The following is a 21025-nucleotide window of genomic DNA, read 5'->3' as shown; positions in this document are numbered from 1 at the left end:
CATTGACTGGCGTGCAGCGCGCCGCCGTACTGCTGCTTTCGCTGGGTGAGCTGGACGCGGCCGAAGTGCTGCGCCACATGGAACCCAAGGAGGTGCAGAAGATCGGCATCGCCATGGCCACCATGACCGACATCACCCGCGAGCAGGTGGAACGGGTGATGGACCAGTTCGGCCAGGAGCTGGGCTCGAAGACCTCGCTGGGCGTGGGCTCGGACGACTACATCCGCAACATGCTGGTGCAGGCGCTGGGCAGCGAGAAGGCCGGCAACCTGATCGACCGCATCCTGCTCGGCCGCAACACCACCGGCCTGGACGCACTGAAGTGGATGGACCCGCGTGCGGTGGCCGACCTGGTGCGCAACGAGCACCCGCAGATCATCGCCATCGTGATGGCGCATCTGGAAACCGACCAGGCCGCCGACGCGCTGAAGCTGCTGCCCGACCGTACCCGCGTGGACGTGCTGCTGCGCATCGCCACCCTCGACGGCATTCCGCCGAACGCGCTCAATGAACTCAACGAGATCATGGAGCGCCAGTTCGCCGGCAACCAGAACCTGAAGTCGTCCAACATCGGCGGCGTGCAGTGCGCGGCCAATATCCTGAACTTCATGGACAGCGGCCAGGACCAGGCGATCCTGGGCGAGATCGCCCGTATCGACGCGCCGTTGAGCAACCGCATCCAGGACCTGATGTTCGTGTTCGACGATCTGGTCGACCTGGACGACCGCGAGATGCAGCTGGTGCTGCGCGAGGTGAGCGGCGAACGCCTGGGCCTGGCCCTGCGCGGTGCCGACATCAAGGTGCGCGACAAGATCACCCGCAACATGTCGCAGCGCGCGGCCGAAATCCTGCTGGAAGACATGGAAGCCCGCGGCCCTGTGCGCCTGTCCGACGTGGAAGGCGCGCAGCGCGAGATCCTGGCCATCGTCAAGCGCATGGCCGATGAAGGCACCGTCACCATCGGTGGCAGCGCGGAGGCCATGCTGTGAGCAACGTCGTGCGCTGGCTTGCCCCGGACCTGCTGGCCCAGCCCGAACCGGCGCTGGATCAGGAGGATGCGTTCGAACTCACCGAGCCGGACCCGGAACACGAACCGGAGCCGCCGCTGCAGCTGCCCACCCTGGAAGAAATCCAGGCCATCCAGGACAGCGCCGAGAAGGAAGGGTTCGACCAGGGCCATGCCGACGGCTACGGCCAGGGCCAGGCCGAGGTGCGTCGCCTCGCCGCGCAGATCGAAGGCATCCTGGACAACTTCAGCCGGCCGCTGGTGCGGCTGGAGAACGAAGTGGTCGGCGCACTCGGCGAACTGGCCGTGCGCATCGCCGGCGCGCTGGTCGGCCGCGCCTACGAAGCCGAGCCGGCACTGCTGGCACAGCTGGTCGGTGAAGCGATCGACGCGGTCGGCGGCAGCACCCGCGAGGTGGAAGTGCGGCTGCACCCGGATGACATCGCCGCCCTCGCCCCGCTGCTGAACCTGTCGCCGGCGCAGCGTCTGGTACCCGATACCAGCCTCAGCCGTGGCGACCTGCGCGTGCACGCTGAAGCGGTGCGCATCGACGGCACCCTGGAAGCCCGCCTGCGCGGCGCGCTGGACGCGGTGATCCGCCAGACCGGAGCAGGCGCATGAGCCCGGAATCGCAAGCCGCGCCGCAACCGGCGCCAGCGGCCGACTGGGCCGTGGCCCGCAACCTGCGCCTGGCCAGCCGCCTGGATGGCCTGCGCGTGGATACCGCGCATGGTCGCGGCCTGATCCGCGAGGGCGTACTGCGCCGCGCGGTCGGCCTCACCCTGGAAGCGGTCGGCTGCGAAGCGCCGCTGGGCGCCAGCTGCAAGGTGGAAGTGGTCGATGGTGGCTGGGTCGATGCCGAAGTGGTCGGTTTCGCCGGCGAGCGCACCTATCTGATGCCCAGCGCCGAGCTGCACGGGCTGCTGCCCAACGCGCGGGTGGTACCGTCGGCGCGGCGTGGTGGCGTGGAAGTCGGCGAAGGCCTGCTCGGCCGCGTCATCGACAGCGACGGCGTGCCGCTGGATGGCAAGGGCCCGATCCGCGCCGAAGGGCATGTCGGCATGGCCGGCGTCTCGATCAACCCGCTGGCGCGTGAACCGATCACCCAGCCGCTGGACGTGGGCGTGCGCGCGATCAACGCGCTGCTGCCGATCGGACGCGGCCAGCGCGTCGGCCTGTTCGCCGGCTCCGGCGTCGGCAAGTCGACGCTGCTGGGCATGATGACCCGCTACACCGCCGCCGACGTGATCGTGGTCGGCCTGATCGGTGAACGCGGCCGCGAAGTCCGCGATTTCGTCGAGACCACGCTGGGCGAGGAAGGCCTGCGCCGCGCCGTGGTGGTCGCCAGCCCCGCCGACCGGCCGCCGCTGGCGCGCCTGCACGGCGCCTATCGTGCCACCGCCATCGCCGAGTGGTTCCGCGACCAGGGCCTGAACGTACTGCTGCTGATGGACTCGCTGACCCGCTTCGCCCAGGCGCAGCGCGAGATCGGCCTGTCGGTGGGCGAACCGCCGACCACCCGCGGCTACCCGCCGTCGGTGTTCGCCAAGCTGCCGGCGCTGGTCGAGCGTGCCGGCAACGGCGCCAAGGGCCGTGGCTCGATCACCGCCTTCTATACGGTGCTGACCGAAGGCGATGATCCGCAGGATCCGATCGCCGACGCCGCGCGCGCGATCCTCGATGGCCACATCCTGCTCTCGCGCCGGGTGGCCGACAGCGGCCTGTACCCGGCCATCGACGTCGAATCCTCGGTCAGCCGCGTGGTCACGGAAATCGCCGACGAACCGTGGCGCCTGCGCATCCGCAAGTTGAAGCGGCTGGTCTCGGCCTACTCGGCCAACCGCGACCTGATCGCGATCGGTGCCTACCAGCGCGGCAACGACGCGGCCACCGACGAAGCCCTGGAACGCTGGCCGGAAATCATGGAGTTCCTCGGCCAGGACGTTGCCAAGGCCGCAGATCTCCCGCACAGCCAGGCGGCGCTGCAGCGCCTGGTGGAACAAGAGAGTTAAGCCATGAACCAGTCCAAGCGCATCGATCCCCTGCTCAAGCGGGCCCAGGAACACGAGGACGCGGTTGCCCGCGACCTGGCCGAACGCCAGCGCGTGCTCGACACCCATCTATCGCGACTGGACGAACTGCGCCGCTATGCCGAGGAGTACGCGAACGCGCAGATGGCCGCGACCAGCCCGGCGCAGCTGCTGAACCGTCGCGCCTTCCTCGACCGCCTGGACAGTGCGGTCGAGCAGCAGCAGGCCACGGTCGACGGCAACCGCGAAAAAGTAGAGGCCGAGCGCGCCCGCCTGATCCTGGCCAGCCGTGACAAGGCGGTGCTGGAGCAGCTGGCCGCCAGCTACCGCGCGCAGGAAAAGGTGGTGACCGACCGCCGCGACCAGCGCGAGATGGACGACATTGGTGCGCGGCGTGCACGCCTGGTGCAGGCCGAAGACCAGGACGGCGCCGAGCAGGGAGGCCGCTCGTGATGCCCGCTCCGCTCGCCAGCAGTGCCAACCCGGCCACGCCCACCACCAGCAACAGTGCCGCGCGCGCCTCGCGCAGCGAAGGCGGAAAGGACTTCAGCCAGCTGCTGCAGAGCGGCGCCGCGTCGGCACCCGCCCCTGCCGGCAGCGCCACCACGCCGGCGACGACGCCATCCACGCCGGGCCAGCCGTCGACCGCCGACAGCAAGGGCCAGGCACCGGGTGAACGCAACGCGGACGCCGAAGCGACAACCGTAGAAACGCCGCCGCAACCGCCCGCTGCCGCAGCCCCCGCGGGTCCCGGTACCGACAAGGACAAGCCCGCCGCGACCGACGACGCGCCGTGGCCACCGCTCGGCCTGGCCGGCCTGGTGCTGGCGATGCCGGCGCCTGCCGATCCGGCCGCCGCGCTGCCCAGCGCAGCTGCGCCCCTGCCTGCCAGCAACGGCCCGGCGTTGCCCGCTACCCCGGCCGCGAACCCGGCACTGCCTGCAGCCAACCCGGCAGCGGCGGCGGCGGCCGCAGCGCCAGCGGCGACCGACAACAGGCCGGCGGCGAGCAACGCTGACGACGCCACCGCGCTGCCACTGCCGGAGATCATCCTGCCCGGCAAGCGCAGCGAGCGTGGCGAAAGCAGCGACGTGGCGCCCCTTGGCGACCGCGCCAGCGCACCGCTGCTGCATGGACCGGCCACCGCCGCCGTGCAGGACCTGAAGGCCGCGCTCGCCACCGGCAATGCGATCTTCGATGGCGAACCCACGCCGAAGCCCGTGCTGGGTGATGACGGCTTCGATCAGGCCATCGGCGCGCGCCTGGGCTGGCTGGCCGACCAGAAGATCGGCCACGCCCACATCCGTCTGAGCCCCGACGACATGGGACCGGTCGATGTGCGCCTGCAGTTGAACGGCGACAAGGTGCATGCCAGCTTCAGCAGCCCGCACGTGGACGTGCGCCAGGCACTGGAGAGCAGCCTGCCGCGCCTGCGCGAGCTGCTGGGCGAACAGGGCTTCCAGCTGGCCCACGCCGATGTCGGCCACCAGGCGCCCGGTGGTGGCGGCACTGCATCGGGTCAGCCCGGTGGCGGCGGCATGGCCGGCGACGGAGAACCGACGCCGGGCGACGCCAGCGTGTCGTCCGCACAGTTGATCCGCCAGCGCGGGTTGCTGGACGCCTACGCCTGACAGGCGTGCCAACCAAGGTTGGCACCCGCCAGAGCGGGGCGGTTGGCACCCACCAGGGAACCGGGGCAGTAGAGTCGCACCTGCCAGTATCGCGCTGGTGGGTGCGGAGCCTGCTCCGCACGGCCCCACCGGCACCCCGACGGAATTCCGTCGCACCCCACTGCCCCGCCTTCGGCACACCCCTTGCATATCCCGGTGAAGCAACCCTCAGGAGCTTCACCCCGTGGCCGCAGCCGCTGACAAAACCAAGAAGACCGCCGAGAAGGACAAGGCCGCCAAGCCGCGTAGTCCGATCCTGATCACCGCACTGGTGGCCGTACTGGCCGCCGCTGCCGCCGGTGGCGGCGTGTGGTTCTTCACCCAGTCCAAGCACGAAGAGAAGACCGCGCAGGCGCCAAAGAAGAGCGCCACCCCGGCCCCGGCACAGTACTTCGCGCTCGACCCGGCGTTCGTGGTCAACCTCAACGGCCCGGTCGACGGCCCGCGCTACCTGCAGCTGGAAGTGCAGCTGATGACCCGCGACCCGGCCGCGCTGGAGGCGATCAAGACCCATGCCCCGGCCATCCGTGCGCGCCTGCTGATGCTGTTCTCGCAGGTCAGCCCGGACCAGATCGCCGATGTCGCCGGCAAGCAGAAGCTGCAGGCGGCCTCACTGGCCGAGGTGCAGAAGGTGCTCAAGGCCGAGACCGGCAGCAACGGCGCCGACGATCTGCTGTTCACCAGCTTCGTGACCCAGTAAGGGCCCACCGATGAATGATCTGCTGTCCCAGGACGAGATCGATGCCCTGCTCCACGGCGTGGACAGTGGCGCGGTCGAGACCGATGCGGAACCCCCGTCAGGCGAAGCGCGTTCGTACGACTTCGCCAGCCAGGACCGCATCATCCGTGGTCGCATGCCGACCCTGGAAATGGTCCACGAGCGCTTCGCACGCCTGTGGCGGATCGGCCTGTTCAATCTGATCCGCCGCTCGGCCGAGCTGTCGGTGCGCGGCATCGAACTGATCAAGTTCAACGACTACATGCACTCGCTGTATGTACCGACCAACCTGAACCTGATCCGCTTCAAGCCACTGCGCGGCACCGGCCTGATCGTGTTCGAGCCGACCCTGGTGTTCGCCATCGTCGACAACTTCTTCGGCGGCGACGGGCGCTACCCCACCCGCATCGAAGGCCGCGAGTTCACGGCCACCGAAATGCGGGTGATCCACCTGCTGCTGAAGCAGACCTTCGCCGACCTGCGCGAAGCGTGGGCACCGGTGATGGACGTCGACTTCGAGTACATCAATTCGGAGATCAACCCGCATTTCGCCAACATCGTGACGCCGCGCGAGTACGTGGTGGTGTGCCGCCTGCACGTCGAGCTCGACGGCGGTGGCGGCGACATCCACGTCACCCTGCCGTACTCGATGCTGGAACCGATCCGCGAACTGCTCGACGCCGGCATCCAGAGCGACCGCAACGACCGCGACGAGAGCTGGGGCAAGACCCTGCGTGAACAGCTCAACATCGCCGAAGTCACCCTGTCCAGCGTACTGGCCAGCAAGCGCATGACCCTGCGCGACCTGACCCAGCTGAAGGTCGGCGACATCCTGCCGATCGACCTGAGCCCGCAGGTGCCGCTGTGCGTGGAGAACATCCCGGTATTCACCGGCGAGTTCGGCATCGCCAACGGCATGAACGCCGTGAAGATCACCGCTACCCATCCGCCGGGCACCCGCCCGCGCGTACCCGTCATCCAGGAAGACCCGCAATGAACGATATCGACGCCCTCGAACCGACCCCGGCCCAGTTCAGCAGCCTGCAGGCCGATGAGGCGAACGGCCCGGACCTGAACCTGGACGTGATCCTCGACGTGCCGGTGACCCTGTCGCTGGAAGTCGGTCGTGCCCGGCTGCCGATCCGCAACCTGCTGCAGCTCAACCAGGGTTCGGTGGTGGAACTGGAGCGCGGAGCCGGCGAATCGCTGGACGTGTTCGTCAACGGCACCCTGATCGCCCACGGCGAAGTGGTGGTGATCAATGACCGTTTCGGCGTGCGCCTGACCGACGTGGTCAGCCCGAGCGAGCGGATCCGGAGACTGCGTTGAACCTGCTGGCCTCCACCCTGCTGGCGGTCGGCAAGGCCGCCGCGCCGATCGGCCCCCAGGTCGGCCAGCACGCGGCCGCTGCACCCAGCCTGTTCGGTGCGGTGCTGGCGTTGTTGGCGGTGCTGGCGCTGGTGATCGGCCTGGGCTGGTTGCTCAAGCGCATGCCCGGCAGCGGCTTCCGCCCGGCCGAAGGCATGAAGCTGGTGGCCAGCCTCAGCGTCGGCGCCAAGGAGCGCGTGGTGGTGGTGGAGGTCAACGGCCAGCAACTGCTGCTGGGCGTCACCGCTGGTGGCATCAACACTCTGCATACCCTGCCCGAACCGCTGCCGCCGCCGGCACCGGTGCGCGTGCCGGACTTCAAGAACCTGCCGAATTTCGCCCAGCTGCTGCAGCAGCGGCTGCGCAAGGATCCCTGACATGCGTGTCACCCGTACCCGTCTTGCCACCCTGATGCCGTGGCTGCTGATGCTCGCCCTGTGCCTGTTGCCGGCACTGGCGTTCGCCGCGCCCGGCGCACCGACCACCCCGCTGCCGGACATCAACGTCGGCAAGATCGGGGGTGCGCCGGTCAGCCTGCCGCTGCAGACCCTGCTGCTGATGACCGCGATCACCCTGATCCCGTCGATGCTGCTGGTGCTGACCTCGTTCACCCGCATCATCATCGTGCTGGGCCTGCTGCGCCAGGCGCTGGGTACCGGGCAGACGCCGTCCAACCAGGTACTGCTGGGCCTGGCCCTGTTCCTCACCGCGATGGTGATGATGCCGACCTGGGACAAGGCGTGGAGCGCGGGCATGGCGCCCTATCTCAACGGTGACATCGACTTCCAGACCGCCTGGACATTGACCACGCAGCCGCTGCGCGGATTCATGCTGGCGCAGATCCGCGAAACCGACCTGATGACCTTCGCCGGCATCGCCGGGCACGGCACCTACGCCAGCCCCGATGCGATCCCGTTCCCGGTGCTGGTCGCCTCGTTCGTCACCAGCGAACTGAAGACCGCTTTCGAGATCGGCTTTCTGATCTTCATCCCGTTCGTGATCATCGACCTGGTGGTGGCCAGCGTGCTGATGTCGATGGGCATGATGATGCTGTCGCCGATGCTGGTGTCGGCACCGTTCAAGATCCTGCTGTTCGTGCTGGTGGATGGCTGGGTGCTGACTGTCGGCACGTTGGCAGCGAGCTTCAATCCGGCGTGACCGGGAGGCAGCCGGGCATGGCTCGGCTCTACAAAAGCATCGCCGGGCATGGCCTGGCGCTATCGATGGAAAAACGATGTCTCCCGAACTTGCCTTGACCGAACTGCGTGGCGGCCTGATCGCCGTGTTGTGGGTGGCCGGCCCGTTGCTGCTCACCGTACTGGTGGTGGGCGTGGTGGTCGGTGTCGTGCAGGCCGCCACCCAGCTCAATGAACCAACCATCGCCTTCGTCGCCAAGGCGGCGGCGCTGACCGCAGTGCTGTTCGCGCTGGGCAGCCTGCTGATCGGCCACCTGGTTGAATTCACCACGCTGCTGTTCCAGCGCATTCCGCACCTGATCGGCTAGGGATACGCGCCTCGATGGACGCCGCCACCCAGATGGCTGCCGACGGCCTGCAGGCCTTCGGCATGATCGGTACCGTGCTGTGGACCATGCTGCGCATCGGCGCGGTGGCCATGGCCATGCCCATGGTCGGTACCCGCGCGGTACCCTCGCGGGTCCGCGTGGTACTGGCCGGCACGCTGGCCATCGCGCTGGCGCCGCTGCTGCCACCGGTACCGGACTGGACCGGCTTCGATGCCGCCACCGTGCTGACCATCGCCCGCGAACTGGCCATCGGCGTTTCCATCGGCTTTCTGCTGCGGCTGGTGTTCGAAGCCGGTGCGATGGCCGGCGAACTGATCGCCCAGGGCACCGGCCTGGCCTTCGCGCAGATGAGCGATCCGCTGCGCGGTGGCACTTCGGGCGTGATCGGCCAGTGGTTCTATCTGCTGTTCGGCCTGCTGTTCTTCACCGCCAACGGCCACCTCGCGTTGATCTCGCTGCTGGTGGACAGCTACCGCGCGCTGCCCATCGGTGCGCCACTGCCCGACCCGCATGCCTTCTCCAGCATCGCCCCGACCTTCCTGCTGACCGTGCTGCGCGGTGCACTGACACTGGCCATTCCGCTGACTGTGGCGATGCTGGCCGTGAACCTGGCCTTCGGCGTGCTGGCGCGCGCCGCGCCTGCGCTGAATCCGATCCAGCTGGGCCTGCCGGTCTCGCTGCTGCTGGGCCTGTTCCTGCTGGCCCTGCTGGCCGGGGAAATGGGGCCGCCGGTACAGCGCCTGTTCGACGCCGCCTTCCAGGCTGCGGACGCGGTCACACACTGAGCCGATCATCACGAATTGCCGCTTGAAGTCCCCCCCGGTCAGCGCGTTAGAGTGAATGCGCGGCAACCGGGGGGATGCCGCACGTGGCCGGCGCCCTGCGTCGGCCTGCCTCATGCATGCCCCACCGTGGTTTCCGTCGACAGGCAGGTCCGGGAGACTGACGAATGCTGGTAGGCACGTACAACCCATGGCTGGTGGCGATCTCGCTGCTGGTCGCCGTGATGGCTTCGTACACCGCGCTGGCGATGGCCGGGCGCACGGTGACCGCCCCGGGCAGGGGCGCGGCCTGGTGGTGGCGCCTGGGGGGCGGATTCGCCATGGGCCTGGGCATCTGGTCGATGCACTTCATCGGCATGCTGGCCTTCGACCTGCCCATTCCGTTGGGCTACGACCTCCCCATCACCCTGCTCTCGCTTGCCCTTGCCATCGCCTCGTCGGTGTTCGCACTGTGGCTGGTCTCGCTGCGCACCCTGCCCCATTCGCGGCTGGCCGGCGGCGCGCTCCTGATGGGCACCGGCATCGCTGGCATGCACTACGTCGGCATGGCCGCCATGCGCATGCAGCCGGGCATCGACTATGACCCGGGCTGGCTGCTGTTCTCGCTGATGGTTGCCGTGGCCGCCTCGTGGACCGCGCTGTACGTGGCCTTCCGCCTGCGCGCCCAGCGCACCCGCATCGGTGATCGCCTGGCAGCGGCGGGCCTGCTCGGACTGGCCATCGTCGGCATGCACTACACCGGCATGGCCGCCGCGCGCTTCCCGGAGGGCAGCATCTGCGGGGCGGCGGTCGGCGATGGCCTGCAGAACGAGTGGCTGGCCATGCTGGTGGTGGTGCTGACCGTGGCGATCCTGGCCGTGGTGCTGGTGGTCTCGTGGCTGGACCAGCGGGTCGAGGCGCAGCTGCTGCGGCTGCGCAACTCGATGCTGAGCACCTCGTTGACCGATGCCCAGCAGGAACTGACCCAGGCCGCGCTGCACGATCCGCTCACGCGCCTGCCCAACCGCCTGCTGCTGCAGCGGCGCATCGTGCAGGCCCTGGCCGAGGCCGAACAGGGCGGCAACCGCTTCGCGGTGATGTTCATGGACCTGGACGGCTTCAAGCAGGTCAACGATGCCTATGGCCACCAGGCCGGTGACGCCCTGCTGGTGGCGGTGGCCGAGCGCACCCGCCAGCTGCTGCGCCCGCACGACCTGCTGGCCCGGCTGGGCGGTGACGAGTTCGTACTGGTGGTGCGCATCGAGCACGACGAGGACCTGCCGACCCTGGCCCGGCGCATCCTGCAGGCTGTGGGCAGCGGCCCGCTGCTGCCGGACAACGAGCTGCAGGTGACCGCCAGCATCGGCGTGGCGATCTGCCCGGACCACGCCGCCAGCGAACGCCAGCTGATGGCCTTCGCCGACGCGGCGATGTACCAGGCCAAGGAATCCGGACGCAACGCCTTCGTGCTGTTCGCCGACTGGATGAACGACAGCGCCGAGCAGCAGTTCCGGCTGCTGGCCGACCTGCGCCGCGCCATCGGCAGCGACCAGCTGTTCCTGCACTATCAGCCGAAGATCCGCGTGGCCACGCAGAAAGTGGCCGGCGCCGAGGCGTTGATCCGCTGGCGCCATCCGGAACACGGCTTGATCCCGCCCGACCGCTTCATCCGCTTGGCCGAGCGCAGCGGCGCAATCAACGACATCGGCCGCTGGGCGCTGGACCAGGCCTGCCAGCAGCTGCGGCGCTGGCACGATGCCGGCCACGAAGGCTGGTCGATGTCGGTGAACCTCTCGCCGGTGCAGTTCAGTTCGCCACACCTGCTGCAGGACGTGCGCGCGGTGATCGAACGCCATGGCATCGCACCCCGGCAGCTGGTACTGGAGATCACCGAAAGCACGGTGATGCGCGACACCGACACCAGCCTTCGCCTGCTGCAGGCACTGTCGGCGCTGGGCGTGGGCATCTCCATCGATGATTTCGGAACCGGCTATTCCAGCCTGCTCTACCTGAAACGGCTGCCGTCCACCGAAATCAAGATCGACCACGCGTTCGTGCGCGACCTGGAACACAGCGCCGAGGACGTGGTGATCGTCTCGGCGATCGTGGCACTGGGCCATGCGCTGGACATGGACATCGTGGCCGAGGGCGTGGAAACCGCCGCCCAGCGGGCCTACCTGGAGCGCCTGGGCTGCGACTACCTGCAGGGCTACCTGCTCGGCCGCCCGGTCGACGCCGCCCGCTTCATGCAGCTCCACGACCTGCCGCGGCCGCGGGTGGAGCTGGCGCAGAGTCCGCCGCCCAGCGATAGCGCCCCCCGGTAGCTCCCCGCCATGCGGATGGGCCGGACCATCCCGCTACGGAACACTTCTTGCACGCACCCCGGCATCCCCTGCCGCAGTGCCCGTGATGTCCGAGAACGAATCCGCCGGCGAAAAGACCGAACAACCAACCGAAAAACGCCTGCGCGACGCCCGTGAACAGGGCAACCTGCCGCGCTCGCGCGAACTCGGCACCGCCGCCGTGTTCGGCGCCGGCGTGCTGGCGGTGATGGCCATGAGCGGCTCGATCGGCCGTGGCGCCACGGCCTGGATGAAGCACGCGCTCAGCCCGGAACAGAGCCTGCGGCAGAACCCGAAGGCACTGTTCGGCCACTTCGGCGACCTGCTGCTGCAGTTCATGCTGGTGATCGCGCCGCTGGTGCTGGTCTGCCTGCTGGCCAGCTTCGTCGCCCCGCTGGTGATGGGCGGCCTGCGCTGGTCGCAGAAGGCATTGCTGCCCGACATCAACCGTCTGAACCCGATGAGCGGGCTCAAGCGCCTGTATGGCCCCGAAGCCATTGCCGAGTTCACCAAATCGCTGCTGCGCGTGGCCTTCGTTGGCGTCGCCGCCGGGCTGGTGGTGTGGAGCGGCTTCGACACCCTGCGCGGGCTGATCCACCACCCGCTGGAGACCGCCATCACCGATGGCCTGGGCTTCACCCTGCGCCTGCTGCTGGCCACCGCCGGCGCGATGCTGGTGCTGGCCGCCATCGATGCGCCCTACCAGCGCTGGAACTGGATGCGCAAGCTGAAGATGACCCGTGAAGAGCTGCGCCGGGAAATGAAGGAAAGCGAGGGCAGCCCCGAGGTAAAGGGCCGCATCCGCCAGCTGCAGCAGCAGATGGCCAACCGCCGGATGATGGAGGCGGTGCCCACCGCCGACGTGGTGGTGGTCAACCCCACCCACTACGCGGTGGCCCTGAAGTACGAGGGCGGCGCCATGAACGCCCCCACCGTAGTCGCCCTGGGCGTGGATGAGACCGCCCTGCGCATCCGTGAAGTGGCCGACGGCAACAAGGTGGCGATCGTCTCCGCGCCGCCTTTGGCACGCGCCTTGTATCGGGAAGGCCAACTCGGAAAGGAAATCCCCGTGAGACTGTATTCGGCCGTCGCCCAGGTCCTGTCCTACGTCTACCAGCTGCGCGCCTGGCGCACTGGCCCGATGCCGGACGCCCCGCACATCCAGGTGGATGAATTCGGCAAGGGAGGCCGCCCGTGAGCGCCCAGCCCGCCACCGGTTTCAACACCCGCCGCGCCCTGGAAATGATCCGCCAGGGCCTTGGCGCGCCGCTGATCGTGCTGGCCCTGCTGGCCATGGTCGTGGTGCCGCTGGCCGCGCCGGTGCTCGATGCGCTGTTCACCTTCAACATCGCCATCTCGCTGATGGTGCTACTGGCGGTGGTCTACGTGAAGCGCCCGCTGGACTTCACGATCTTCCCGATCGTGCTGCTGATCACCACCATGCTGCGGCTGGCCCTGAACGTGGCCTCCACCCGCGTGATCCTGCTCAACGGCCAGAACGGCCACGACGCCGCAGGCAAGGTCATCGCCGCGTTCGGCGAATTCGTGATCGGCGGCAACTACGCGGTCGGCATCGTGGTCTTCGCGATCCTCACCATCATCAACTTCGTGGTGATCACCAAGGGCGCCGGCCGCGTCTCGGAGGTGACCGCGCGCTTCATCCTGGACGCGATGCCCGGCAAGCAGATGGCGATCGACGCCGACCTCAACGCCGGTTTGCTGACGCGCGAAGAAGCCAAGCTGCGCCGCGAGGAGGTCCGCGAGGAAGCCGACTTCTACGGCGCAATGGACGGTGCCAGCAAATTCATCCGCGGCGACGCCATCGCCGGCATCCTGATCCTGTTCATCAACATGCTCGGCGGCCTGGCCGTGGGCGTGCTGCAGCATGGCATGCCGTTCGGCGACGCCGCTGCCACCTACACCCTGCTGTCGATCGGTGACGGACTGGTGGCGCAGCTGCCGGCCCTGCTGGTCTCCAGCGCCGTGGCGATGCTGGTGACCCGCGCATCGCGCTCGCAGGACATGGCCCAGGCCATGACCGGCCAGGTGTTCGGCCAGTACCGCGCGCTGGCGATCACCGCCGGCATCATCGGCGTGGTCGGCCTGGTGCCGGGCATGCCCAATGTCGCTTTCCTGACGCTGGCGGCGATCCTCGGCTTCATCGCCTGGAAGGTGTACCGCAAGGGCAAGGCCCCGGCTGCGGACGCGGCAGGCGGTGGCACCGATGCTGCCGCACTCAACGCACTCGGCCGCCCGGCGGCACCGGCACCGACCGCCGAACTGAGCTGGGACGAACTGCGCCCGGTCGATCCGCTGGGCCTGGAGGTCGGCTACCGGCTGATTCCGCTGGTGGACAGCAACCAGGGCGGCGAACTGATGGCACGCATCAAGGGCGTGCGCCGCAAGCTGACCCAGGATGTCGGTTTCCTGATCCCGTCGGTGCACATCCGCGACAACCTGGAACTGCCGGCCAACGGTTACCGCGTGCTGGTGCACGGCGTACCGGTGGCCACCGCCGAGATCCACCCCGACCGCGAGCTGGCCCTGGACCCAGGCAGCGCCCTCGGCACACTGGAAGGCATCGCCGGCAAGGACCCCGCGTTCGGCCTGGATGCCACCTGGATCCAGCCGCACCAGCGCGCCCAGGCCGAAACGCTGGGCTACACCGTGGTCGACCCGGCCACCGTGGTCGCCACCCACCTCTCGCACCTGATCCGCGAACACGCGCCGGAACTGCTCGGCCACGAGGAAGTGCAGCACCTGCTGGCCAACCTGGCCAAGAGCGCGCCCAAGCTCGTCGAAGATCTGACGCCAAAGGCGCTGCCGCTGTCGGCGGTGGTGCGCGTGCTGCAGAACCTGCTGGTCGAGCGCATTCCGATCCGCCAGCTGCGCAAGATCGCCGAAGCGTTGGTCGAACATGCGCCCAGCAGCCAGGACCCGGCCGTGCTGACCGCCGCCGTGCGCACCGCGCTGGGCCGCTTCATCGTGCAGGAGATCGCCGGAATGTCGGCGGAGCTGCCGGTGTTCACCCTCAACCCGCAATTGGAACGTGTCTTGCAGGAGTCCACGCAGGGCAACGGCGCCGCGCTGGAACCCGGACTCGCTGAGCGACTGCACCAGAGCCTGGCCGAATGTGTCAGCAAGCAGGAAGCCCGCAACGAGCCCGCGGTCGTGCTGGTACCTGGCCCGGTGCGCGCCGCGCTGGCCCGCCTGGTCCGCCACAGCGTTCCGTCGCTGTCGGTCCTGGCCTACAGCGAGGTGCCGGAGGACAAGCGCCTGAAGCTGGTCGGAACGATCAGCTGACGCCGCCCTCCGATGCGCCAGAAAACAGACACCACTTTCGAACCCACGCACCAGACAGATACCAAGGGGAACCCGCACCGTGCAGACCACCGACCACCCGAGTTCCCCGACCGCCACCCCGCCGTCTTCGTCCCGTGACCACAGCATGAAAATCAAACGATTCGTCGCCGCCGACATGCGCTCGGCCATGAACCTGGTGCGCAAGGAACATGGTCCTGACGCCGTGATCCTGTCCAACCGCCGGATCGAGGAAGGCATCGAGATCGTCGCCGCCGCCAACTACGACGAGAGCGCCGTGCAGCGTGCACTGGAAGCCTCGCGCCGCGACGTGGCGCCGCCGCCGGCACCCAGGCCGCGCACCGCCGCCGACGCGGTGATCGCCGCGGTCACCCGCCGCCGCAGCAGCACCCCGGCGCCGGAACCGGTCGCCGCCACCACCTCGGCCGTCGCCGCCCTTGCCCGTGCCGCCGTCGGTGCCACCGGCCGCACCCTGGACAGCGCCGACGAAATCGTGCCGACCCGCGGCAGCACCGGCTTCGCCGCCACCCTGGCGCGCGCCGCCGTCAACGAACCGGCACTGCCGGAACAGAGTTACGCCCCGTTTGCCGAAGCCATCGTCGCACCGGCGGCCACCAGCGCCACGCCGGCCAACCGCGCCCGCTTCCAGATCGACCCGCCGCACGAGGCGCATCACGAAAGCGCCGCACCGGCCGTTCAGCCACCGCCGCTGCCGACCGCTGCCGTGACCGATGCGCAGCCCGAGATCGCCCGCAGCGAACCGGCAGCGGCCGAAGCCGCCGTCGACGCCAGCCCGGCGCCCATGCTGGCCCCGGCACCGACGCTGACCGTGGTCGCCCAGGACGACGCCGAGATCCGCCAGCTGCGCCAGGAAGTGGCCGGCATGCGCCAGGTGATCGAGCGCGAGATGAACCGTTTCACCGACGAGCGCCTGCGTGGCTGCCCGGTGCGCGCCACCGCGCTGGACCTGATGGACGAATACGGCTTCGATGCCGGCCTGGCCCGCGACGTGGCCATGCAGATCCCGCTGGAGACCGAGGCCCACCGCGGCCGCGGCCTGATGCTGGGGCTGATCTCGCGCAAGCTGCCGATCGCCCCGGTCGACCCGCTGGAAGAAGGCGGTGTGATCGCCCTGGTCGGCCCCACCGGCGCCGGCAAGACCACCACCATCGCCAAGCTGGCCTCGCGCTTCGCCGAGAAGCACGCGCCGCGTGACGTCGCCCTGGTCACCACCGACACCACCCGCATCGGCGCCCGCGAACAGTTGTATGGCTACGGCCGCCAGCTCGGCATCGCCGTGCACGAAGCCAACAGCGGCACCGACCTGGACCAGCTGCTGGAACGCCTGAAGGACTACAAGCTGGTGCTGATCGACACCGCCGGCCTGGGCCCGCGCGACCGCGCCCTGGCTGCCCAGCTGCAGTGGCTGCGCGCCGCCCGCCAGGTGCGCACGCTGCTGGTGCTGCCGGCCAACACCAGCTTCGGGGACATGGACGAGGTGGTCCGCCGCTTCGGTGCGGCCAACCTGCAGGGCCTGGTGCTGAGCAAGCTGGACGAGACCGGCCGCTTCGGCAACGCCCTGTCGGTGGCCGTGGACCACGCCCTGCCGATCACCTGGGTGACCGATGGCCAGGACGTCCCGGAGGACCTGCACCGGGCCAGTGCAGCCAATCTTGTACTTCGCCTTGAAGATTTGCGCCGAGCGGCCGATATGCCCTGCAACCCGGAGTTGAACCATGCCGTCGCGTGAGTACGCCAAGCTGACCAAGACCTTCCCGCTGTCGGCCACCCGCAGCGAGCCGCTGGGCCCTGTGCGCACCATTGCCGTGACCGGCGGCAAGGGCGGCGTGGGCAAGACCAACGTGTCGGCCAACCTGGCCGTGGCGCTGGCCGGCATGGGCAAGCGCACGCTGCTGCTGGACGCCGACCTCGGCCTGGCCAACATCGACGTGATCCTGGGGCTGAACCCCACCTTTACGCTGGCCGACCTGGTTGCCGGCCGCTGCTCGCTGGACGACGTCATCGTCGAAGGCCCGAACGGCGTGCTGGTGGTCCCGGCCGCCTCCGGCCGCCGGCACATGGCCGAACTGGCCCCGGCCGAGCATGTCGGCCTGGTCAACGTGTTCTCCGAGCTGGAACGCGAGCTGGACATCATGGTGGTCGATACCGCCGCCGGCATCACCGATGGCGTACTGACCTTCTGCCAGGCCGCGCAGGACACCGTGGTGGTGGTCTGCGATGAGCCGGCCTCGATCACCGACGCCTACGCACTGATCAAGGTGCTGTCGCGCGAGCGCGGCGTGGACCGTATCCAGGTGGTGGCCAACATGGTGCGCGACCCGAACGAGGGCCGCGTGCTGTACGAAAAGTTGACCCGCGTCTGCGAGAAGTTCCTCGCCGATGTCTCGCTGAACTACCTGGGTTGCGTGCCGCAGGATGATTGGCTGCGCCTGTCGGTGCAGCGCCAGCAGCCGGTGGTGAAGGCCTACCCGTCCAGCCCATCGGCGCTGGCCATCACCGAGATCGCACGCCGCACCGCGCGCTGGCAGGCACCGACCGAACCGCGTGGCGGTGTCGAGTTCTTCCTCGAGCGCATTCTCAAACAGCGCGGGGTGGCCGCATGAAAGGCGCAGCCCAGTACAGGGAAGTCCAGCGCTCGGCGGCCAACGAGGTCATCGCCCAGCACTCGGACCTGGTGAGGCGCATCGCCCACCACCTGGCCGCACGCCTGCCGGCCAGCGTCGAAGTCGACGATCTGATCCAGGCCGGCATGATGGGCCTGATCGAAGCCTCGCGCAGCTACGACGCCGACCAGGGCGCCTCGTTCGAAACCTATGCCTCGATCCGCATCCGCGGCTCGATGATCGACGAGATCCGCCGTGGCGACTGGGTGCCGCGCTCGGTACACCGTCGTGCCCGCGACGCCGCCGCCACCATCCGCCGCCTGGAACAGAGCACGGGCCGTGCTGCCAGCGCCACCGAAGTCGCCGCCGCGATGGAGATGCCGCTGCCCGAGTACCTGCGGCTGATGGAAGACGCCGCCCGTGGCCAGGTGCTGAGCCTGGAATCGCGCATCGAAGACCAGGGCGAACTGGACACCGTCGCCCAGGGCGGCCCGACCCCGCAGCAGGTCCTGGAGCGCGGCGAATTCGGCCGCGAGCTGGGCAAGGCGATCGGCCACCTGCCCGAGCGCGAACAGCTGGTGCTTTCGCTCTACTACGAGCAGGAGCTGAACCTGAAGGAGATCGGCGCCGTGCTCGGCGTGAGCGAGTCGCGGGTCTGCCAGATCCACGGCCAGGCCGTGCTGCGCCTGCGCGGCCGGCTGAAGATATTCGAGGCCGCCGATGCCGGCCTCGAAGAATGAACATCCCCGAGGCGTCTGCCCCCGGCCGCCCGGAATGAACAACAAAGGAACTCTGCTTTGAACAAGAACATGCGCATCCTGATCGTCGACGATTTCTCGACCATGCGTCGAATCGTCAAGAACCTGCTGGGCGATCTGGGCTTCACCAACACCGCCGAAGCCGAGGACGGGCATGCCGCGCTGTCGCTGCTGCAGAGCCAGTCGTTCGATTTCGTGGTCACCGACTGGAACATGCCGGTGATGACCGGTATCGAGCTGCTCAAGGCGATCCGTGCCGACGCCAAGCTGAAGACCCTGCCGGTGCTGATGGTCACCGCTGAAGCCAAGCGCGAGCAGATCATCGAAGCGGCCCAGAACGGCGTGAACGGTTACATCATCAAGCCGTTCACCGCGCAGACGCTGGAAGAGAAGCTCGGCAAGATCTTCGAACGCCTGGCAGCCAGCGCCTGATGGATACCACGGTCGACAAGAACGCCCTCGCCCTGCGCCTGCAGGAAGCCCTGGACGCACTGGAGTCCGGTGACGAAGCCGCGTGGCGGCAGCGCATCGATGGGCTGGTCGCGCTGCGCACGCAGCCGATGATGAGTGGCCTGTCGCGGCTGGCCCGCGAGCTGGGACAGGCACTGGGTGAACTGCCGACCGTGCCCAGCGAAGCCGGGGAACTGGACGATGCCTGCGCACGCCTGGACCACGTGGTGGCGATGACCGAACAGGCCACCCACCGTACCCTGGACCTGGCCGAGGAATGCCGCAGCCTGACCGAACAGCTGCGCGCCGAAGGGCTGCAGCCGGGCCAGGACGCGCAGCTCGAGCGCATCCGCCACAACCTCACCGAGATCGCCCTGACCCAGAGCTACCAGGACCTGACCGGGCAGATCATCCGTCGCGTGGTCGGCATCGTCCGCCGCGTGCACGAAGGCTTCGGCGCGCTCGGCCTGCCGCCGGAACAGCATCGCACCGACCCGGAACTGGCCGGGCCGGCACTGAAGGGACTGGACCGCCACGCGGTCTCGCAGAACGACGCCGACGACCTGTTGTCGGATCTGGGGCTGTAAGCATGAGCGCTGTATCCGACGACATCACTGCCGATTTCATCATCGAGGCACAGGAGATCCTGGATCGCCTCGGCGAACAGCTGGTGTCGCTGGAGCAGGCACCGCAGGACGCCGAACAGCTCAATGCGGTGTTCCGGGGCTACCACACGCTGAAGGGCGGCGCCGGCTTCCTGGGTGTCACCGCCATGGTCGAGCTGTGCCATGCCGCTGAGGAAGCGCTGGGCGCCGCGCGTGCCGGCCAGGCCGTGCTGCAGGCCCATCACTTCGACGCCGCCCAGCAATCGCTGGATTACCTGCAGTCGATGCTGGATGCGGTGTCTTCCGGCACCGAGCCGGGCTATGCGCCGCCGGACCTGATCGCTCAGTTCGACGTGCATGGCAGTGCTGTGGCCGCACCCGCCGCCGCCGCAGCACCCGCTGCGGGTGGCAGCGACCTGATTACCGACGACGAATTCGAAGCGCTGCTCGACCAGCTGCACGGCGGAAACGCACCGACCGCAGTGGCGCCGGCAAAGAAGGCCGACGACGGGCTGATCAGCGAAGACGAGTTCGAAGCCCTGCTCGACCAGCTGCATGGTGGCGCCGCACCCGGCGCCAAGCCCGTGGCTGCGGTGGCGCCGGCACCGATCGCCGCCCCGCGCCCGGTGGCCGCACCGGCACCGGCACCGGCGGCCAAGCCGGCCGCCAAGCCGCTGGCCGAAGCCGAACACACCGTGCGCGTGGACACCAAGCGCCTGGATGCGATCGTCAACCTGATCGGCGAACTGGTGCTGTCGCGCAACCGGCTCAAGACCCTGCGTGCACGCCTGCGCGACGAGGAGCTGGACCGTGCGGTGTCCACCCTCGACATCGCCACCGCGCGCCTGCAGTCGGCGGTGATGCGCACCCGCATGCAGCCGGTGGGCAAGGTGTTCTCGCGCTTCCCCAAGGTCGCCCGCGACGTCGCCCGCTCGCTGAAGAAGGAAGTGGACCTGGAGCTGATCGGCGCCGAGACCGAGCTCGACCGCAACCTGGTCGAAGCGCTGGCCGACCCGCTGGTGCACCTGGTCCGCAACGCCATCGACCATGGCGTGGAAATGCCCGACCTGCGCGAAGCACAAGGCAAGCCGCGGATGGGCCATGTGCGGCTGTCGGCACAGCAGGAAGGTGACTACGTCAGCATCGAGGTGCAGGACGATGGTGCCGGCATCGATCCGGAAAAGCTGCGCGCGAAGGCACGCGAGAAGGGCCTGATCGATCCGGAAGCGGCTGCCCGCCTGAGCAGCGAGGAGTGCCTGCACCTGGTGTTCCTGCCCGGCTTCTCGACCAAGCAGCAGGTCACGGATATTTCCGGCCGCGGCGTTGGCATGGACGTGGTGCAGTCGCGCATCCGCGAACTCAGCGGCCAGATCCAGATCCAGTCGGAGCTGGGCCGCGGCAGCCGCTTCCTGATCCGCGTGCCGCTCACTCTGGCGATCCTGCCGACCCTGCTGGTGCAGGCCGGCGAGGACGTCTACGCGCTGCCGCTGGCGCGCGTGATGGAAGTGCTGCACGCACCGCGCACCTCGCTGGGCTGGTTCGATGGCCGCGCCGTGCTGGACCGCCGCTCGCACACGCTGCCGCTGGTCGATCTGCGCCAGTGGCTGGATGTGACGCCCGCTGCGTCGACCCTGCTGACGATCGTGGTGCTGCAGGCCGGCGAAGCGCGCTTCGGTCTGGTGGTGGACCAGGTGCGTGGGCGCGAGGAAGTGGTCATCAAGCCACTGCCGAAAGCGCTGCGCGGCCTGCGCGGTTATGCCGGTGCAACCTTGATCGGCGATGGTCGCATGGCCCTGATCCTGGATGTCGACGGCCTGCGCAGCCCGCACGATTGACCCGTTTGCTGA

21 protein-coding genes are annotated in these 21025 nt (G+C 68.8%); all 21 read left to right on the top strand.

Annotation, left to right across the window (positions count from 1 at the left end; translation table 11 throughout):
- Positions 1-2 precede the first annotated feature (2 nt).
- The 21 genes from fliG to B9Y82_RS07815 all read left to right on the top strand — a co-directional run bounded on the left by fliG (position 3) and on the right by B9Y82_RS07815 (position 21013).
- Entirely contained in the window at positions 3-989 is a 987-nt protein-coding gene (gene fliG, locus B9Y82_RS07915) for a flagellar motor switch protein FliG (RefSeq protein ID WP_024958226.1), read from the top strand.
- The gene (locus B9Y82_RS07910) at positions 986-1627 is read left to right on the top strand and encodes a FliH/SctL family protein (RefSeq protein WP_087922477.1); all 642 of its coding nucleotides are present in this window, start codon (positions 986-988) and stop codon (positions 1625-1627) included. The genes fliG and B9Y82_RS07910 overlap by 4 nt, the downstream gene beginning before the upstream one ends.
- A complete protein-coding gene (locus tag B9Y82_RS07905) occupies positions 1624-3018 on the top strand; it encodes a FliI/YscN family ATPase (protein WP_087922476.1) in 1395 nt (464 codons plus the stop codon). Before B9Y82_RS07910 ends, B9Y82_RS07905 begins: the two co-directional genes overlap by 4 nt.
- Before the next feature lie 3 nt (positions 3019-3021).
- Positions 3022-3489 carry a flagellar export protein FliJ gene (gene fliJ / locus B9Y82_RS07900; RefSeq protein WP_100472198.1) on the top strand — a complete coding sequence of 156 codons (468 nt, stop codon included), beginning with the start codon at positions 3022-3024 and terminating at the stop codon, positions 3487-3489.
- Positions 3489-4667: a flagellar hook-length control protein FliK gene (locus B9Y82_RS07895; protein WP_100472197.1), complete on the top strand. Its 1179-nt coding sequence runs from the start codon at positions 3489-3491 to the stop codon at positions 4665-4667. The genes fliJ and B9Y82_RS07895 overlap by 1 nt, the downstream gene beginning before the upstream one ends.
- A 223-nt stretch (positions 4668-4890) precedes the next feature.
- Entirely contained in the window at positions 4891-5406 is a 516-nt protein-coding gene (locus tag B9Y82_RS07890; RefSeq protein ID WP_005416435.1) for a flagellar basal body-associated FliL family protein, read from the top strand.
- Positions 5407-5416: 10 nt separating this feature from the next.
- A complete protein-coding gene (fliM, locus tag B9Y82_RS07885; RefSeq protein WP_014037106.1) occupies positions 5417-6421 on the top strand; it encodes a flagellar motor switch protein FliM in 1005 nt (334 codons plus the stop codon).
- Positions 6418-6753, top strand: coding sequence for a flagellar motor switch protein FliN (gene fliN / locus B9Y82_RS07880; RefSeq protein WP_005409543.1), 336 nt, complete (start codon positions 6418-6420; stop codon positions 6751-6753). Before fliM ends, fliN begins: the two co-directional genes overlap by 4 nt.
- A 17-nt stretch (positions 6754-6770) precedes the next feature.
- Positions 6771-7169 carry a flagellar biosynthetic protein FliO gene (gene fliO / locus B9Y82_RS07875; RefSeq protein WP_171956126.1) on the top strand — a complete coding sequence of 133 codons (399 nt, stop codon included), beginning with the start codon at positions 6771-6773 and terminating at the stop codon, positions 7167-7169.
- A gap of 1 nt (position 7170) precedes the next feature.
- Positions 7171-7950, top strand: a complete 780-nt coding sequence (fliP, locus tag B9Y82_RS07870) for a flagellar type III secretion system pore protein FliP (RefSeq protein WP_100472195.1) — start codon at positions 7171-7173, stop codon at positions 7948-7950.
- Between the two features lie 76 nt (positions 7951-8026).
- Entirely contained in the window at positions 8027-8296 is a 270-nt protein-coding gene (locus B9Y82_RS07865; RefSeq protein ID WP_100472194.1) for a flagellar biosynthetic protein FliQ, read from the top strand.
- Between the two features lie 14 nt (positions 8297-8310).
- On the top strand, positions 8311-9102 hold the full coding sequence (gene fliR / locus B9Y82_RS07860; protein ID WP_100472193.1) for a flagellar biosynthetic protein FliR: 792 nt from the start codon (positions 8311-8313) through the stop codon (positions 9100-9102).
- A gap of 164 nt (positions 9103-9266) precedes the next feature.
- Positions 9267-11402: a putative bifunctional diguanylate cyclase/phosphodiesterase gene (locus B9Y82_RS07855; protein WP_100472192.1), complete on the top strand. Its 2136-nt coding sequence runs from the start codon at positions 9267-9269 to the stop codon at positions 11400-11402.
- An 85-nt stretch (positions 11403-11487) separates the two neighbouring features.
- Entirely contained in the window at positions 11488-12618 is a 1131-nt protein-coding gene (gene flhB / locus B9Y82_RS07850; protein WP_100472191.1) for a flagellar biosynthesis protein FlhB, read from the top strand.
- A 44-nt stretch (positions 12619-12662) separates the two neighbouring features.
- Positions 12663-14723, top strand: a complete 2061-nt coding sequence (gene flhA / locus B9Y82_RS07845; protein WP_202908146.1) for a flagellar biosynthesis protein FlhA — start codon at positions 12663-12665, stop codon at positions 14721-14723.
- 145 nt (positions 14724-14868) lie between these two features.
- Positions 14869-16491: a flagellar biosynthesis protein FlhF gene (flhF, locus tag B9Y82_RS07840; protein WP_100472189.1), complete on the top strand. Its 1623-nt coding sequence runs from the start codon at positions 14869-14871 to the stop codon at positions 16489-16491.
- A complete protein-coding gene (locus B9Y82_RS07835) occupies positions 16478-17365 on the top strand; it encodes a MinD/ParA family ATP-binding protein (protein ID WP_005416424.1) in 888 nt (295 codons plus the stop codon). The genes flhF and B9Y82_RS07835 overlap by 14 nt, the downstream gene beginning before the upstream one ends.
- Positions 17362-18105: an RNA polymerase sigma factor FliA gene (locus B9Y82_RS07830; protein ID WP_058980011.1), complete on the top strand. Its 744-nt coding sequence runs from the start codon at positions 17362-17364 to the stop codon at positions 18103-18105. Before B9Y82_RS07835 ends, B9Y82_RS07830 begins: the two co-directional genes overlap by 4 nt.
- 57 nt (positions 18106-18162) lie before the next feature.
- Positions 18163-18555, top strand: a complete 393-nt coding sequence (gene cheY / locus B9Y82_RS07825; RefSeq protein WP_019659592.1) for a chemotaxis response regulator CheY — start codon at positions 18163-18165, stop codon at positions 18553-18555.
- Positions 18555-19160 carry a protein phosphatase CheZ gene (locus B9Y82_RS07820; RefSeq protein ID WP_006442968.1) on the top strand — a complete coding sequence of 202 codons (606 nt, stop codon included), beginning with the start codon at positions 18555-18557 and terminating at the stop codon, positions 19158-19160. Before cheY ends, B9Y82_RS07820 begins: the two co-directional genes overlap by 1 nt.
- Before the next feature lie 2 nt (positions 19161-19162).
- Positions 19163-21013, top strand: a complete 1851-nt coding sequence (locus tag B9Y82_RS07815) for a chemotaxis protein CheA (RefSeq protein ID WP_100472188.1) — start codon at positions 19163-19165, stop codon at positions 21011-21013.
- Positions 21014-21025: the final 12 nt, after the last annotated feature.

Source organism: Stenotrophomonas maltophilia (genome assembly GCF_002799155.1).
Classification (GTDB): domain Bacteria; phylum Pseudomonadota; class Gammaproteobacteria; order Xanthomonadales; family Xanthomonadaceae; genus Stenotrophomonas; species Stenotrophomonas maltophilia_R.
This window is presented reverse-complemented; position numbering and strand designations above follow the sequence as displayed.